Below are 16843 nucleotides of genomic sequence, written 5' to 3'. Positions count from 1 at the left end.
AAGGTTAAATAAAGAACTTTGCTTCCCGGGTCTATAGCGTAAAAAAAAATCCCGGCTCCTTTCGGAACCGGGATAACCTTTATTCATATTTTCAAATCATCTAAAGTGTTACCCGAACAAAAAAATCCCGCTCGATATCGATAATTTCTGCTTTGTTCAACCATCCCATTTGTCCAAGCAGCGATTCCAGGTCGGTTTTAGAATAATAATACAATGGACAATTGCGCATCTTGTAACGAACTTTGCGTTGCCAGCCAAGAAAACCGCCACTTTTCGGGAAACTCATCAATAACTCTTTAGTTACTTCTTTTTCCAGTTTTTTAAATGTGTCAATGGGTGTTTTTATGTAGTCGAAAAATCCAACCAACACTGCTGCGTCGTACTGCTGAGAAAACGGATGTTCCAGGTAGCCGCTGTGTATATAATTAACTTTACCCTCTGTAATGTATTGAGCTGTCTTTTGTTCGGCCAGCTGCAACATACCTTCGGCGATGTCTATTCCAGTTACCGTTTTACCTGCATTCAGCAAGGCCTCGCAATAAACGCCGCCGCCGCAACCCACATCCAGTATGGTTCTAATCTCATTGGTTGCAGTATATTTCAATACCAGTTCATAGCGCAGACGCATAGACACCCTGAAATATTTATCTAAAAATTTATCCCAATTACTTCTCTTTTTTGTGTGACCGTAAATACTGTCAAAATCTGCTGCGTATCCGTGAAAAAACGTAGCTACATCCTTCGTTTCTGAAATATATTCTTTTGTGTTGGTCATTATGTATGGTTGTTTAAAATGTTTGATACTGTTGTGCATTCAAAATCGGATAACAGCTGCCTTGTTTTTTTTTCGGCAGAATACAAATTTACATAGTGCGTAAATCTTATCCTGCGGTTAATGCCCGGTACTTTTGGCTGGTTGATATCAAGTTCCCATGGATGCAGGTAGAAAATGCTGTGCCTTTCTTTAAGCATGCTGGTCATCTTTTCTTTAAAGAAAGAATAAGGCAGCAACCGGAAATAACCGCCTCCCACACCAAAATCAAAATTCATTACTTTTAATGTACTTACCGGAAATTCAAGCAAACCATTGCTGAGATGCTGAATGGCGGGATTGAATCCTGGTATACCGGTTCGTTTTGCATCTCCCGGGAAAATACTTGAATCGTATTGAAACCCTTCTTCCTTTAAAATATCCAACGCCCAAAGGCTTCTTGCATCAATCGAAAAGTAGGGTGCCCGGAACCCGGTATAACTAACGCCAAACGGCTGAATTAATTGTTTTGATTTCCGTATTTCTTCCCTGAACTGATCGGGTGTTAATTTATATATGAACGGATGAGAATAAGTGTGGCAGCCAATCTCATGCCCCTCCGCAATAATTTCACGGATCATTTGGGGATGATCCTCGATTGTTTTTGCTAATAAAAAATACGTTGCCTTTATTTTGGCTTTTTGAAAAAGTTCCAGCAATTTATAGTGCCCGATATGTAATCTTTTTTCGAGTTTTATCCAATTGTCCACGGGCAGGTCAATGCCCTGGTACCAATCTTCAAAATCAACTGTAAAAGCAATTTTCATTTAGTTCTTTCGGTTATAAATAATCTGTAACTGCTGAGACATTACATGCATATCCCAGTGTTGCATTACGTGTTGTTGTGCCCGCCTGCCAAATAATATTCTTAAGTCAGGTTGCAAAATTAGTTGTTCCGCTTTGTTAACTAATGCTTCCCTGTCGGCCTGCGGAACAATAAAGCCTGATTTTTCATTTTCCAATACTTCTGTTGCACCTTCTACTTCAAAGGTCAATACAGGTACCTGTAGCAGCGATGCTTCTACGATAACCCTTGGTAATCCTTCTCTTAACGAAGTAAAAATAAAAATATCGCTTACAGACAAATATTTGGGGATATCTTTTTGATAGCCCAAAAACAAGATATTCTCTTTGTAGATACTTTTTTCTTCTGCAAGCACTTTACATTCAGTCAGCAATTCCCCTTCTCCAATCAATAAAAACTTAAGGTTAATATATTTTTTTTGTAATTCTGCGAAGGCTTCAATAGCATACCGCTGCGCTTTTGAATAAGAAAATCTGCCGACTGTTATAAATACAATATCATCCTCTGCTATCCCCAACGATTTTCTAAACAAAATTTTATCGCTTGTTGTTTGAACGGCCTGCTGCATATAACTGTCAATATCAATTCCGCTTCTTACTATTTCAAAAGGTATTTTTTCACCGATATTTTCTTTCCTGTATTCGTCTACGGTATCCTTTCCTACCGCCACTACCAGGTCGGCGCAATAAATAGTCAACTTTTCAAGCAGGATATAAAAGTTTCTTTTTAACCTGCTCATCGGATCATTGAAGGTAACCCCATGCAATCCGTAAATTACGTAAGGGCAACGAGCCAGCCATGCAGCCAGTTTTGTAATGAAGCTGGCCTTTGTTTCGTGCGTATGTACAATGTCATATTTTTCTTTGCGGATAAGCCGGTAGTAAAACCACAACGCCTGCAAATCTTTTAATGGGTGAATGGTGTTAACCAGGTAAGGGCAAACAATCATTTTTATTTCAGGATGCTTGCAAAACAAATCATCCTTACACTCCACACCACAGCTTAAATGAAATTCAAATTCCCCAGAAAGGTTGGCAATGGTGTAATAGATATTTTTTTCAACGCCGCCACCCAATACCAGCCGCGTAGTTGTATGCAGAATCTTTTTCTTTCTTATGCCGGCTGATTTCATTTGCTGAGGTAAACTTTTTTATACCAAATTTCCATACTTAATAAAGTCCACAAAATTTTTGCTCTTTTTTCTGCGGATATTTTGATGGTATTATTTAACAGCCCGGTTAAAAATGCATGCTGTAAAAACTGGTTACTGATCGCATCCGGGGCGCCAACATAATCAAACACTACATCCCTCAACTCTTTTTCAACCCACTTTTTCAATGGTATTTCAAATCCTCTTTTGGGCTGGTTAATTAATTCACCGGGTAAATATTTTTTTGCCAGTTGTCTTAATAAATATTTGGTAGTACTTCCATTAATTTTAAAGCTGTCATCCATACCGGGCGCATATTCCAGCAAATCTTTACAAAGAAAAGGACTGCGCCCTTCCAGTGAGTGAGCCATGTTGGCGATATCCATCTTCACCAGTAAATCTGTAAACAGGGTTGTATTAAAATCCATGTTCATAATCTTTCTTAATCCACTGATGGGCGCATTAGCCACGGCGGTAAAATCCGCACGCATTGATTCAAGGTAATTCATTCCATTGGCAGTGATATTTGTCTCATAATCTTCCATAATATCAACCCCTGCAGATAAATAAATTTCCAGGCTATTTTTTGATGCCAGCGAAAGCAACCTGTAAATATAATTGTATTTGGATTTTTTGTTATGGCCCGGGGGAAGCAAATGCTTTGCCAGTGCAGCCGTATTTTTTACCGCTCCATGGCTTTTAAAAAAGTCATATTTGGCAAAAGGAACATAGCGTCTGTATCCGCCAAACAATTCATCGGCTCCATCGCCATTTAAAATAACGGTCAGGTGCTTTTTTGCCGCAGCACTTACATAATAACTAGGTATAGCAGAGCTGTCAAAAAATGGCTCGCCATAATTACTGCATATTTTTTCGAGATCATTCTTCAAATGATCAAAAGAAATTTTTATTTCCGTGTGGTTGGTATGATATTTCTCCGCCACCAGTTTTGCAAGTGGTGCTTCATCATACTCTCCGTCAAACGAAACTGTAAATGTTTTTATCCTGTTATTATATTTACTGGCAATGGCAGTAGTTAAACCACTGTCAATACCGCCGCTTAAAAAACTGCCCACTTCCAAATCAGATGACTCAACCCTTCTTTTTACAGCCGCATTCAAATATTCATCTACCTTCTCAACGCTTTGTTCAAAATTATCTGTATGAGTTTGCCGGTAAAAATCATTGATGCTCCACCAGCAGGTATCAGTCATGTCAAGCGTAGTACAATCTATTAGTAAAAAATGGCCCGCCTTTAATTCGCTTACATTTCTATAGGGTGTGCAGCTTCCGTAGAAAGAGCCTAACCGCAGGTAATGGTAAAAATGCCGGTCATCCATTTGCAGTGGCAGCAGGCCTTTCAGGCAATTCAGTTCGCTGGCAAAAACAAATTTTTCTTTATCCTGGTAATAATACAACGGCTTTTTTCCGGCACGGTCACGGGCAATAAACATTTTTTTTTCCTGCCTGTCGTACAAGGCAAATGCAAACATGCCTTCCAGGTAATGCAAAAAGTTAACGCCAAATTGATGGTATAAAAGTAGCAAGGTTTCTGTATCGGACGACGTAGTGCCATGCAAATTAAGCAGGTTTCTTATTTCTTTGTGGTTATAAATTTCACCGTTAAAAATAATGGTGTAACGATCCCGTAAATGCATTGGTTGCTTACCTCCGCCAATATCAACAATGGATAAACGCAGATGGTATAAGTCTATATTATCAACCAGATAGCCGGCCTGCTCATCAGGACCGCGGTGTAACATTTGTTCATCAATTTGCTTGTATAATAATTTAAAATTTACTGCGCCTGCAATACCACACATATAACACTATCTTTAGTATCAACAAAATAACTCTATATTATTGAATAGCAGATGATAATTTGGGATAAATTTGTCTGCACACTGCATTTACACTTACGTATAAAAAGTTTTCTTATTAAAAAGGATGGGTTTTACTGACTTCATATTATTTCCATTTTATGTCCTCATTTTTCATTTAATTTTTTCGGCCAGGCGAAAACGTATGACTGATCCGTTTTTAAAAAAATACCAGCGGCAGGGCTTTTGGATACGGGTTTTTAGTTCGGTTGCATTTACTGTTTTCTTTGTCTATCTCACGCCGGGCGACAGTACTTCTTTGTATTATCCTGAAGGGTATCATATGTACTCACTTATCTTAAATAATCCCATCAAAAATATTCACCTGCTTTTTACACCCGGCATAAACTATGATGAAAATCTCTTGATGGTTCCGGATAATATTAACTCATTTAAAATAGAAAGTAATTTTCTCATAGCAAGGCTGGTAGCCTTTTTTTGCTTTTTTACATTCGGAAAATACCTGCTGATAAATCTTTGTTTTTCAATGGTAGCTTATAGCGGCGTATGGCGGTTATACAAATTTTTTTATGAGCATTACCCGCATTTATATAAGGGCTTAGCCATCACCATTATTTATTTACCCTCACTGGTATTTTGGTGCTCGGGTGTGCTGAAAGATCCGGTTTGTATATGCATGCTGGGCTGGTTAACTTATTCTCTGTATTGTATTTTTGAAAAGCGCCGGGTGTCTTTTAAAAATATATTCATAGCAGTTATTGCCGCTTATACATTGTACATTGTTAAGGTTTACATCATTATTTGCTATCTGCCTTTTTTTATTTTATACCTGGTTTTAGTTAACCTGAAAATGCTGAAAAATACAATATTGAAATGGTCTATTGGTGTACTGATTTTATCTGCTGTTGTTGTTGGCATTTTTGTTTTAGCCGACACGTTAAAAGATCAGCTTGGCTTTTTTGCATTGGATAAAATAGTTGAATCGGTTAAAACGCAGCAAACCAATTTTATCAATATGGCAGAAGGTGCTGAGTCATCTTTTTCTCTGGGCGTGGAATACGATGGATCGCCAGGCAGTTTATTGAAAATGACACCAGCAGCAATTGTGGCCACTTTTTTTCGCCCTTTTCTTTGGGAGTCAAAAAAAATCTCTACGCTGATGTCATCAGTAGAAAGCCTTGCACTGATTTTACTTACTGTATACGTACTGATAAAGGCTGGTCCCTACAGATTTTTAAAGACATTATTTACTGACCCGATGATCTCTTTTTGCTTTTTCTATTCCGTTGTATTTGCCATATTTGTTGGTGCCACCACGCTTAATTTTGGCACACTTGTACGTTATAAAATTCCCTGCCTGCCGTTTTATATAATTGCCTTGTTACTGATACTGGAAGCGGTACCAAAGAAGAAGAGAGAAGCCGGAAATGTTCCGGAGATATGAAGCTTTATGCGTTTAATGCACTGCCTCTTCTAAGCACGAGATGTGCCATGGCTCGAAGATTGAACAACTTTCGTAATGGAAGTTTAAAAGAACGGTTAAGTGTAAGTATAGCGGGTTCAATAGTAGTGAACAGGTTTAAAAAATTTGCTTCATTCGACTGCAGGCTGTACTGTGCAATCATTTTTTGACGGCCGGCAATACCCATTCTTTTTCTTAAGGAAGCATCCAGCAACAACTTTTCAATATTATTATACCATTCATCATCGGAGTCAGCAAAGTAACCATTTACTCCTGCTTCTATAATTTTTTTATTTACACCAACGGATGATGATACAGAGGGTATACCCAACGACAAATATTGAATTAATTTAAATCCGCATTTTCCTTCACTCCATTCATCTGCTGTAAGTGGCATTAACCCAATTTGACATGCGGCCAGTTCAGACACTTCATTGTCTTCACTCCATTCAACATAGGTTACATTTTTTAAATTGAGCGATGGTTGTTGGTTACAGATAATTTTTACGTTAAAATCGTATTTATCCTGCAGTCGCCTCAACGCATTTTCTACAATGGCTAAATATTTTAAGGTAGAAAAACTTCCTGTCCAGGAAATGGTAATTTTTTCAACGTCATGCTTGGCTAGTACATTGTACCGGTTGACGGCATCAACACAGGTTGGATTATATACAACATTGCTATTGTATTGACGGGCATGATTGCATAAATATTGGTTGCCGGCGCTAACGCGGTAAGCCATTTTGCAAATAGCGTTAACCTTTTGTGCGTTTTTAAAATGTGCTGCCAGACGGTTTTGCTTAGATACCGATGGCAACCAGATCGCATCATCAAAATCATAAATCAGTTTCTTTTGAAATAACCTGGCTACAAGCCACTCAAAAACCGGGGGGCCAACTGGCGTAAATTCACGTTGTACCAACACGAAGTCGTATTTGCCTATTTTAAATAACAATAGCAGTCTTTTGAAAAAACCTTTACATAATGCAAGAGATTTTTTAAAGAGAAACCCGTACTGATGAATAATCTTAAAGTCTGCGGGATCTAAAAATGATTTTGTAGTTACTTCGTATCCATTTTTTACGAGGGTGTCTTTGTATAATTCAAACCGGAAGCGTTGGCACGGCGAGACATTTTCAGGGTACTGAACAATCATTAAAATTTGTTGAATTCCCTTTTTCATTGCTATGTGGGTAAGCCGGCATTAAGAATTTAGAGTATGTATGTAGCCTTATGGTTAACATTTAAGCATATGTATTTCAGGCTATACTGTAAACGGTTTTTATGCCATTTTATTATTCAAAATAATCAGCAAAAAGAACCGGGGTTGCTGAATATTTATACATTTTATTGCATATAGAAACGGGGAGTGTATTTATTGGTAGAAATCTAAATCAGGACAATATTGTGTCATATACTTTTTTATACCTTTCCACCGCAGTGGTAAGCGAATAGAACTTGGCGGCACTATTGCGAATGGTCTTTTTATCAAATGGATTACCTTCTACAATTTTTTGAACCACCCCAGTGAATGACTCTTCTGAAAAATCGGGCAGCAGATACCCACTATGTTGTTTTTCAACAATTTCGTCAAGGTCGCCTACTCCACTATTTGTAATTACAGGAATACCCATTGACATTATTTCGCCATGCTTCACTGGTGAAGCAGCTTGCTTTGAATAGCATGTCTTTATAAAGAAAACAGCGTAATTGCTAAATGACAATAATACAGGCACTTCGTGCCGCTTGCCATATTGAACTATTACTTGTCCATCAGCGAGGCCATATTTGACTGCCGCTGCGGCAACAGCACCCTGGCTGTCAGGTGATATAAAGAGAAACTTTGCCCCAGGTATTTTATTTGACACCGCTTTGCAAAAGCGCATAATTTCATCCGTTAAGTACCAGCCACCAAGCGAGCCAAGATAGGTGATTATAAAATCGCCGCTGCTAATATTAAGGGCGGATGAAAAAGCTGCTTTCTGCAACGGATCTACTTTCTCCGGGTCAAATAATTCCATGTCCGCACTACAGGGGATTACTTCTACCGGTACAGGCTGATTGCGCAAATCTGTACGGCTGTGAATTATTTCCTTTGCTTTATAGGTTACACAAACAGAATAGTCTGCTTTTTCAAGACAGTCTTTTTCGTGTGCTTTAAAAAACCGGTAGATCTTTTTTAACAGCGGGTTCTTTAAATTCCATATGCCGCCATCTACCCTTTCATCTGCCCAAAATCCACGTATATCGTTTAAAAATTTTATTCCGAATTTATTTTTTAAATAAACGCCCACCAACGATGGCAACCCTGGCCGGGTATGTACCATATCAAAATGATAAATGGCATGCAGTTGTTTTGCCTTTGATCTCAATATGTAAAAATCATACAAAGAAGAAAGTACAGGCGGTTTTTTGTGATAGGGAACTGATACCCATTGAATGGCGTATGGCGCAAGTATATTTTTTACATAATCGCGATTGGCAGCATAACGATCGGGCTTATCGCAACTTAATATAGTAAACCGATACCCGAACTTTGTAAGGTTTGAAAGATAGGGAATTACCTGGCTTTGACCCAGCGGATCCGTCATTCCATCGTATGATATAAAGAGGATATTTTTCCTTTGCATTTTAATTATTATTTTCTTCAAGCCACCAATGCAAAACTATGATAAGCCAAAGCCTGTTGAATAGATAGTCTGTTCCGCCCAGGTATTTTTTCTTCAGATTATTAACCACCATATAATTTACAATACTGTATTTGCCAATTACAGCTTCTGAAGTGTATTTATCCAGCAAAAATTTTAAATCAGTTTTTAACCAGGTGGCAAGGGGTATACTAAATCCCCATTTTGGCCGGTTGTACAACTCTTTGGGAACATAATCAAAAAGCACTTCTTTTAAAAGATACTTCATTGTACCATTGTTATTTTTCCATTTTTCATCCAATCCCAATGCAAATTCTACCAGCCTGTAATCCAGCAGTGGAACCCTTGCTTCAAGTGAATACTGCATACTTGCCCTATCTACCTTAACCAGTAAATCATCTTTTAAATAATTGTTTAAATCCCAGTATGACTGCCTCTCTGCTTCGCTTAAATTAGCTGCCTCCGGTGGAAGGGAATTGATACCATCAAAATTAAAATTAGTATTTACAAGCAAGGCGGAGAGTTCCTGCTCCCTGAAAAAATATTGCTCTTGCGAAAAAATGTGGGTGATAATGTGTTGCCGGTTTTCGTAACCAAACATGTTTCCAATTCGCTGGTATTTACTATTCAACAAACGGGAAGCATTAAATAGTGGCCGTTTTAATAAATGCCATTGCGGCATCGACAATCTGTTTGCCCATTGGTACATGCCGTACCCATGAAATAATTCGTCCCCTCCATCGCCTGTGAGCGCAACGGTAACGTGCTGCCGCGCCAGCCGGCTTACCATCATAGTAGGAAAAGCAGAGCTATCTGCAAAAGGCTCATCATAGGCAGGTATTAACTTATCAACCAGGTCTATTACTTCTTTTTCTTTTACTTTAAATTCATGATGGTCGGTATTTAAATGCGCCGCCACCTGTGCAGCATATTTTGATTCGTTGTATTTACCCTCGTCAATGGCAATGCTAAATGTTTTGATTTTGCCGGCACCGGAAATTTTAGCCGCAATCGCAGTAACCAAGCTGCTATCTATCCCGCCACTTAAAAATGTTCCTATTGGCACATCACTAATTAATTGCTTTTGTACAGCATCCGTCAACAAATTATTCAGTTGTCTTTTTGCCGCCGGTTCATCATTTTTTTTTGTATTGTTTAACAACGTTTCGGGTTGCCAAAATTTTACCAAATCAAAAAATAGTTTATGTTGCTCAGTTTTTTCTAGGCAAATTTGTGCGTAATGTGCCGAAGGAAACTTGGTGGTGTTATTGTAAATGGTGAGTGGTTGAGGGATAAAACCCAGGTGTAAAAAATAAGGCACTGCCGCTTTATTAACAGACAATTTTTTACCCAGCAGCGCCTTGATTGCTTTCAATTCAGAAGCAAAAACAATCGTGGTTTCATCCTGGAAAATAAACAAAGGTTTTATGCCGATGTGATCCCTGCAAATAGTAATTTCTTTTTGCTGTACATCATAAATTACAAATGCAAACATACCATTCATTGAGGCAAAAATAGTGGGACCATGCTGGGCAAATAACTCAACCAGTACTTCGGTATCAGATGTTGTTTTAAGTGATGCGCCCTTGTCAGCAAGCCGCTCTTTTAATTCGTTAAAATTGTATATCTCTCCATTAAACACAATACAGTAGCGGCCATTTGAAGAAAACATTGGTTGGTTGGCGCCTGCTGATAAATCTAAAATGGATAGGCGCCTGTGACCAAGCCCTATTTTTCCGTCAGGTGAAAAATACATTCCTTCCGCATCCGGACCACGGTGCTGTATAGAAGACAAAGCTGTTTCAAGCTGTTCTTTTGAAAAAGAATTGTTCAATGAAATATACCCTGCAATACCGCACATGCTTTTCTTTTTTAAACCGGGTTTTTTAATTTTTTTAACAGTCGTAGTCTGCTTTATCCTGCAACCTGTTTTTTAAATATCGCCGAGATGTATTTCTTTGTACTGACAATTGTGATGAGTAAAACAAAAAAGTAACTCACCATAACAGCCATGGCAGCTCCATACGCGGACCATCTTTTTATAAAAAAATAATTGGCCGCAAGTGCCACTGTCATAGACAAAAAAGAATGAACAATGATTTTCTTTTTTTCTTTATAAAAAAGAAAAAAAGAATACAATATTGAAGCGAGCGTCCAAAAAAAATAACCCGCCGCAATAAAATAAATATAATGTAAAGCTTCGTGATATTTAACGTTTATAAACAGCCGATAAAATAAAGCTGTAAAAAGAAGGAATAAAATAAAGCTGCCAAACATTGCACCAGCATAGTTCAGCAACAATTTTTTTATCTCGTTATACTTTATTTTATCAGCAGATAACAAGGCAAATATTTTAGGCGAAAAATATTGTATCAGTGCCGCCGAAAAAATCACAATCACCGACGCAAAAGTGCAGGCAATGGTGTATACTCCCAGCAAAGTATGATCGTTAGCCAAAAAAAATTTATCTGAAGAACTCATGATAAACATATTGGCCTGCATAACAATAATGGGAAAGGCGTACAGCAACTCTGCCCGGATATACCGTAGCTTTACCTTTCCAAACAGGTAGCCATTTTTAATAAAATAGTATAAAGAATATCCTGAAATTAATATCAATGCCGTCATCATCCCGGTGATGCGCCCCAACCACCCATATTGAAAAGCCACTATCAACATCAAAGCGACCCCGAGCTCTACCACGGTTTTGCAAATTCCGATTGCCAGGTAACGAAAAGGCTGATCGTTATTTCGGATAAGCCCGGTTGTTTGTTCAGAGCAAAAATTTAAGAAAGTAACCGCAGGAACAATCCATACAAAGATAACCGGCAGTCCATATGTTGCATGCAGGTAATCCTGCAGCAAAAAAATGATACCTATTGCCAATAGTGTTGTGGTGATTGTTAACGCAAATCCTGTGGTAAAGAAATCTTTAAAATCAGTTTTATCGAGCTTAAAAAAGTCAGTACTGGCAGACTGTGTGAGCCCAAGGGATATAAAGGGCATTAAAAAGAGCACCGAACTACTGAATAAGCTTAACATGCCATTATCCGCAGGCGTTAAAAAACGGGGATTGGTAAAAACAGGGATCAACAGAAAAGAAATACCCTTGGTAAAGAAGTTTGTAAATGTGTACACGCCGGCAGACTGCAACCCTGGTTTGCGTTTCAGCTCATTAAAGTATCCTGATACAGCCATTTATATTGTGTAAACATTTCAGCCAAAAAATACAATTGTATTACCCCGTATGGGATATTAGATAAACGCATATTAGCGTACCTTATTTTACAAACGGAAAATGTTAGTAGTATCGCTACAACCGCAGGTATGTTGCTACAAAAACTTAACCGGGGCAGTGAAGGTGGCAACCAACAGAAATGCAAAAAATTGATAGGCTGATAAGTAGTCGGTCAAAAATCACGCACCCATTTTAGAATCTGGCTGCAAATCAAAAAAATTGCCACCCGGCTTAAGTTTTTAAGATGAGTGGCAACAATTAAATTGTGATTTTTAATTTTATAAAATTACCCGCTTTAAATATTCGCCATAGCCGCTTTTACTTAATGAAGCAGCCAATTTCAGCAGCTGATCTTTTGCAATAAAGCCCATTCGAAAAGCGATCTCTTCGGGACAACCAATTTTCAGTCCCTGTCTTTTTTCTATCACCCTTACATATTCACTCGCATCACTTAACGATTCAAAAGTACCGGTGTCTAACCACGCGAAACCCCTGTCCAGCACACCCACTTTTAGTTTTTTGTTGGTCAGGTAAATTCTATTTACATCTGTAATTTCATATTCGCCCCTTGGGCTGGGTGGAATATTTTTGGCAATCTTTACCACCTCATTATCGTAAAAATATAACCCTGGCACCGCAAAATTGCTTTTGGGCTGAGTGGGTTTTTCTTCAATGCTGATGGCATTTAAATCCCCGTCAAATTCAACCACACCATAGCGTTCCGGATCGCTTACGGGATAGGCGAATATAACAGCACCATCAGGATTGGCTGAATTTTGTAATAATTTGCTGAAGCCACTTCCATAAAAAATATTATCTCCCAGAACAAGTGCCACACTATCAGTTCCAATGAATTTTTCACCAATAACAAAAGCCTGCGCAAGTCCGTTCGGTACCTCCTGCTTTGCATACTCAATTTTGCATCCCCACTGCGAGCCATCGCCCAACAAACGCATAAACTGCGCCTGGTCATCCGGCGTTGTGATTATCAATATCTCCTTTATACCAGCCAGCATTAAAGTGCTCAGTGGATAATAGATCATCGGCTTATCGTAAATAGGCATTAATTGTTTACTGATGCCCATTGTTATTGGATACAACCTTGTACCGCTGCCACCTGCTAAAATAATTCCTTTCATATATTTCCTGAATTCTTAAATGAAATTGCTTTTTACCGCTTATCGTATTGTTGTTCGTAATAGTTTTGATAATTGCCACTCGTAACGTGGTTAAGCCATTCTGTATTGTTCAGGTACCAATCTATAGTTTTTGAAATACCTTCTTCGAATTGCAGCGACGGCATCCATCCCAATTCATTTTTAAGCTTTGTTGCATCAATCGCATAGCGAAGATCATGTCCGGCCCTGTCTTTTACGTAAGTGATCAGCTTCTCAGAAGCGCCAGTTTCACGTCCCAGTTTCAAATCCATTTGTTTGCACAGTTCTTTTACCAAATCAATATTGGTCCATTCGTTGTGCCCGCCAATATTGTAAGTTTCACCAATTTTACCAGTATGGAAAATAACATCAATGGCTCTTACATGGTCTTCCACATATAACCAGTCCCTGATATTTTCCCCTTTTCCGTAAATGGGTAAAGGCTTGTTGTTGATGATATTGTGTATACAAAGTGGAATCAATTTTTCAGGGAAATGAAAAGGTCCGTAGTTGTTGCTGCAGTTGGAAATTTTTACCGGCATATGGTAGGTATGATAAAAAGCCCTTACCAAATGATCAGAAGCTGCTTTGGAAGCGGAATAGGGGCTGCGGGGATCGTACGCCGTTTCTTCAGTAAAAAACCCTTCTTTTCCAAGCGAGCCATATACCTCATCAGTAGAAATATGATAGAAAATCTTATTATCAAAATTATCTTTCCAAAACTCTTTGGCAGTTTGCAAAAGGCAGCCGGTCCCAACCACGTTGGTGGTGACAAAAGCCAGCGGGTCAGTAATAGACCTGTCAACATGGCTTTCAGCCGCACAATGAAGTACCGCAGTAAATTGGTGTTTTTCAAATAAAGAACGCAAAAAAGGCAGGTCCGTAATATCGCCTTTTACAAATTCATAATTGGGGCTATGTTCAATATCCTTTAAATTTTCAAGGTTACCTGCATAGGTTAGCTTATCAATATTTACAATTTTGTACTGGGAGTATTTTGTAACAAATAATCTTGTTAAATGAGAACCAATAAACCCGGCGCCACCGGTAATTAACACTGTATGCATAGGTTGTTTTTATTAAAAGTGTGTAAAAATAGAAATAAATTCTTAAGTACGTGCTTTTGGTAATATTGCGAAATGATTAAGGCAGTCATCAAATGTCAATATCTTTACGCTTGTAATTATTAAAACGGTAATGTAATAGACGTATGCAAGATCAAATGACGGTTTCAGCTCATCTTCTATCATATTATGACTTATTGCTTACCCCAATCTATTTTGTACTCATTTTATTTTGGATTATTTATTGGAAAAAAAAACGCTACCAAAATTCCCCCTTAAAAAAATACATTATCCCGGCGTTTATACTAAAGTCAATTTGTTGTGTTCTGTTGGCATGCCTGTATAACTTTTATTATGGTTATAGCGATTCTCAATTTTATTTTAATGGTGCAATTGAAATCTGGAATGCGACAAAAGCAAATCCAGTATACGGACTAGAACTGGTTTTTAAGCCGTTGGAAAAATGCTCGCAGGCTGCACAACAATTTGCATCTCATATGTCAAATGAGGATTATGTGTCGTCAATGATGAACATGTTTAAGTTTTCCGGTTTTGTCGGAATGTTTTGCTTTGGCACTTATTTGCCGGTTGCACTATTTTTTACGCTGCTGAGTTTTATTGGAACCTGGAAAATTTTCCTTGTTTTTGCTGAGGAATTTCCTGCGCATTATAACAAAATTGCTCTAAGCTGCCTTTTTGCACCTTCTTTTATTTTTTGGAGCACAAACGTTTTAAAAGATCCGCTGTGTATTTTTGGACTTGGCCTCTGTGTGAGTGCGTTGTATAATTTTATGAAGGGTAGGTTTACTTTTTTTTTAGTGCTTGAAATGGTTACGGGCGCAATTATGATGCTCCTTTTTAAAAACTATATTTTTTATATTTTTTGTGTGGCAGCTGTTTTCAGTGTTTATATAAATCTTATTACCTCATCTGTCAGCAGGTTTAAAATTTTCTTTAAACTAGGGTCACTTTTTCTATTATTTTTTGCTGTAGCTTTCCTTTTTTGGCAAAAAAATTACATCATAGAAACTCTCTCGGGTGGATTTATGAATGAAGTTCTATTTATACAAAACAGTCAAAAAAATCAGGGAGGCTCAGTATATGTGCTATCCAATGTAGATGACTTTAGTTTTTGGGGCATTATAAAAACCTATTTCAGTTCACTTACTGTTGCCTTATTCAGGCCCTATATTTGGGAAATACCGAACCTGATAGCAACGGCCAATGCTCTTGAATCTCTTTTAGTTTTCATATTCACTTTTTATCTTTTAATTAAATTAAAAATTACAGGATTTTTTAGTGCTGCATTTAAAAACCGCATTTTAACCTTCTCTTTAATATTTACTCTTTTGCTGGCTCCTTTAGCGGGCCTTGTTTCATTCAATTTTGGAACTTTAGTCAGGTATAAAGCTCCTGTAGTGCCGTTTTATTACACCTATTTAATTTTGTTATACTATACTGTGCTGCCTCACAAAAAGGTGAAAGAAAAAGAGCAATACTAAATACTGTTTTATGATTCTTTTCAAAAAATTGGCTATAAATTTTATAAACAATGAAAGTATTACAGGTTTTATATTCCGGGTTAGGCGGACATGGAAATGTTTTCTTTTCCTTTATTGCTGCAGATGAAGATAAGGAAAATGAATACGAAGCCATATTTGCCGGGGTAGAAGATATAAGAGAAGAGTATATTAAAAAAAGTGATGAATTTGATATTGAGTGGAACTTTATAAAGAAACGAAAGCGGTTGGATATTGACTTCAATAAAAAATTTATTGCAACCATAAAAACCAGTCAATGCTCCATTATTCTTCTCAACGGAAGCAGGTTTATTATTTTGGCAAAAATTGCATCCTTTATTAGTAAAAAAAAGAAAAAGATAATGGTTACCGAAACCCAGGCCAATCAGCTTAAAACAAAGGCCGAATGGTTGTGGTTAATTTTAGCCATGGTGCTTGCTGATAGTATCGTTTTTTTAACCGATAGCTTTAGAGATGAGATAAAGAAAAAATTAAGCCTTTTTTACAACGCCGGAAAAATTGCGGTTATCAATAATGGGCTTGATTTGGCAATTTTCAAGCCTGCTGTTAAACTACCTAATAAAACAATTGTGCTTGGTATGCAAAGCCGCATAGTACCGATAAAAGATCATGCCACTTTATTAAGAGCTTTTGCATTATTGCAGCAAAAATATCCTGAACTTGTTATGCAACTAAAAATTGCAGGAGACGGAGAGTCACTAGCCGAAATGAAGCAACTCGCTGCGGATTTAAAAATAGATAATGCTGTAACATTTACCGGCATGCTGAATGAAGTGGAATTAGTAGCTTTTTTACAATCTCTCGATATCTATATACATGCTTCGCTGGGAGAAACAATGAGTACAGCGATTATGCAGGCTATGGCCTGCAAATTACCAATTATAGCATCGGATGTTGCAGGCATTAATAACATGATAAAAAATAATGACACTGGTATTTTAGTGCCTGTTAAGAATGAAGCAGCTCTTGCAGAAGCAGTTTCTGTAATCATCCATAACTCAGCAAAAGCTGAAGCATTGAAACAATCAGCCTATAACTTTGCTGTTTTGAATTACAGCAATAAAACTATGTTTGTAAAATATCAGTCTGTTTTTGAATCACTATCAATTAAATAAGGGAAAGAGTA

At 37.7% G+C, this 16843-nt stretch carries 13 protein-coding genes; 3 read left to right on the top strand and 10 right to left on the bottom strand.

Annotation, left to right across the window (positions count from 1 at the left end):
- Window positions 1–100: 100 nt before the first annotated feature.
- Genes QWZ08_RS22050 through asnB (QWZ08_RS22035) form a run of 4 tightly spaced genes read right to left on the bottom strand, consistent with a single transcriptional unit; the run spans window position 101 to window position 4589 of the window.
- On the bottom strand, window positions 101–775 hold the full coding sequence (locus tag QWZ08_RS22050; RefSeq protein ID WP_290339747.1) for a class I SAM-dependent methyltransferase: 675 nt from the start codon (window positions 773–775) through the stop codon (window positions 101–103).
- Window positions 775–1578, bottom strand: coding sequence for a polysaccharide deacetylase family protein (locus tag QWZ08_RS22045; RefSeq protein ID WP_290339746.1), 804 nt, complete (start codon window positions 1576–1578; stop codon window positions 775–777). Before QWZ08_RS22045 ends, QWZ08_RS22050 begins: the two co-directional genes overlap by 1 nt.
- Window positions 1579–2748, bottom strand: a complete 1170-nt coding sequence (locus QWZ08_RS22040) for a glycosyltransferase family 4 protein (protein WP_290339744.1) — start codon at window positions 2746–2748, stop codon at window positions 1579–1581.
- Window positions 2745–4589 carry an asparagine synthase (glutamine-hydrolyzing) gene (asnB, locus tag QWZ08_RS22035; protein WP_290339743.1) on the bottom strand — a complete coding sequence of 615 codons (1845 nt, stop codon included), beginning with the start codon at window positions 4587–4589 and terminating at the stop codon, window positions 2745–2747. Before asnB (QWZ08_RS22035) ends, QWZ08_RS22040 begins: the two co-directional genes overlap by 4 nt.
- Before the next feature lie 202 nt (window positions 4590–4791).
- On the opposite strand from asnB (QWZ08_RS22035), the gene QWZ08_RS22030 reads away from it, so the two are divergent.
- Entirely contained in the window at window positions 4792–6051 is a 1260-nt protein-coding gene (locus QWZ08_RS22030) for a hypothetical protein (RefSeq protein WP_290339742.1), read from the top strand.
- 4 nt (window positions 6052–6055) lie between these two features.
- Here the strand turns inward: QWZ08_RS22030 and QWZ08_RS22025 are convergent, their stop codons facing one another.
- From QWZ08_RS22025 to rfbB, 6 genes are all read right to left on the bottom strand, one after another.
- Entirely contained in the window at window positions 6056–7252 is a 1197-nt protein-coding gene (locus QWZ08_RS22025) for a glycosyltransferase (protein WP_290339741.1), read from the bottom strand.
- Window positions 7253–7463: 211 nt separating this feature from the next.
- Complete coding sequence (locus QWZ08_RS22020) at window positions 7464–8699, bottom strand: glycosyltransferase (RefSeq protein ID WP_290339740.1); 1236 nt, start codon at window positions 8697–8699, stop codon at window positions 7464–7466.
- Between the two features lies 1 nt (window position 8700).
- Window positions 8701–10578: an asparagine synthase (glutamine-hydrolyzing) gene (gene asnB / locus QWZ08_RS22015; RefSeq protein ID WP_290339739.1), complete on the bottom strand. Its 1878-nt coding sequence runs from the start codon at window positions 10576–10578 to the stop codon at window positions 8701–8703.
- A 53-nt stretch (window positions 10579–10631) separates the two neighbouring features.
- Window positions 10632–11915, bottom strand: coding sequence for a lipopolysaccharide biosynthesis protein (locus QWZ08_RS22010; protein ID WP_290339738.1), 1284 nt, complete (start codon window positions 11913–11915; stop codon window positions 10632–10634).
- 318 nt (window positions 11916–12233) lie between these two features.
- A complete protein-coding gene (gene rfbA / locus QWZ08_RS22005) occupies window positions 12234–13094 on the bottom strand; it encodes a glucose-1-phosphate thymidylyltransferase RfbA (RefSeq protein WP_290339737.1) in 861 nt (286 codons plus the stop codon).
- A 32-nt stretch (window positions 13095–13126) separates the two neighbouring features.
- Window positions 13127–14179 carry a dTDP-glucose 4,6-dehydratase gene (rfbB, locus tag QWZ08_RS22000; protein ID WP_290339736.1) on the bottom strand — a complete coding sequence of 351 codons (1053 nt, stop codon included), beginning with the start codon at window positions 14177–14179 and terminating at the stop codon, window positions 13127–13129.
- Window positions 14180–15222: 1043 nt separating this feature from the next.
- Between rfbB and QWZ08_RS21995 the strand changes: the two genes are divergently transcribed.
- A complete protein-coding gene (locus QWZ08_RS21995) occupies window positions 15223–15678 on the top strand; it encodes a hypothetical protein (protein ID WP_290339735.1) in 456 nt (151 codons plus the stop codon).
- 50 nt (window positions 15679–15728) lie between these two features.
- Window positions 15729–16832 carry a glycosyltransferase gene (locus QWZ08_RS21990; RefSeq protein WP_290339734.1) on the top strand — a complete coding sequence of 368 codons (1104 nt, stop codon included), beginning with the start codon at window positions 15729–15731 and terminating at the stop codon, window positions 16830–16832.
- The last annotated feature ends 11 nt before the right edge of the window (window positions 16833–16843 follow it).

This window comes from Ferruginibacter paludis (genome assembly GCF_030409685.1).
GTDB lineage: Bacteria > Bacteroidota > Bacteroidia > Chitinophagales > Chitinophagaceae > Ferruginibacter > Ferruginibacter paludis.
The sequence above is the reverse complement of the archived record's forward strand: the minus strand, read 5'-3'. Positions and strand labels throughout refer to the sequence as shown.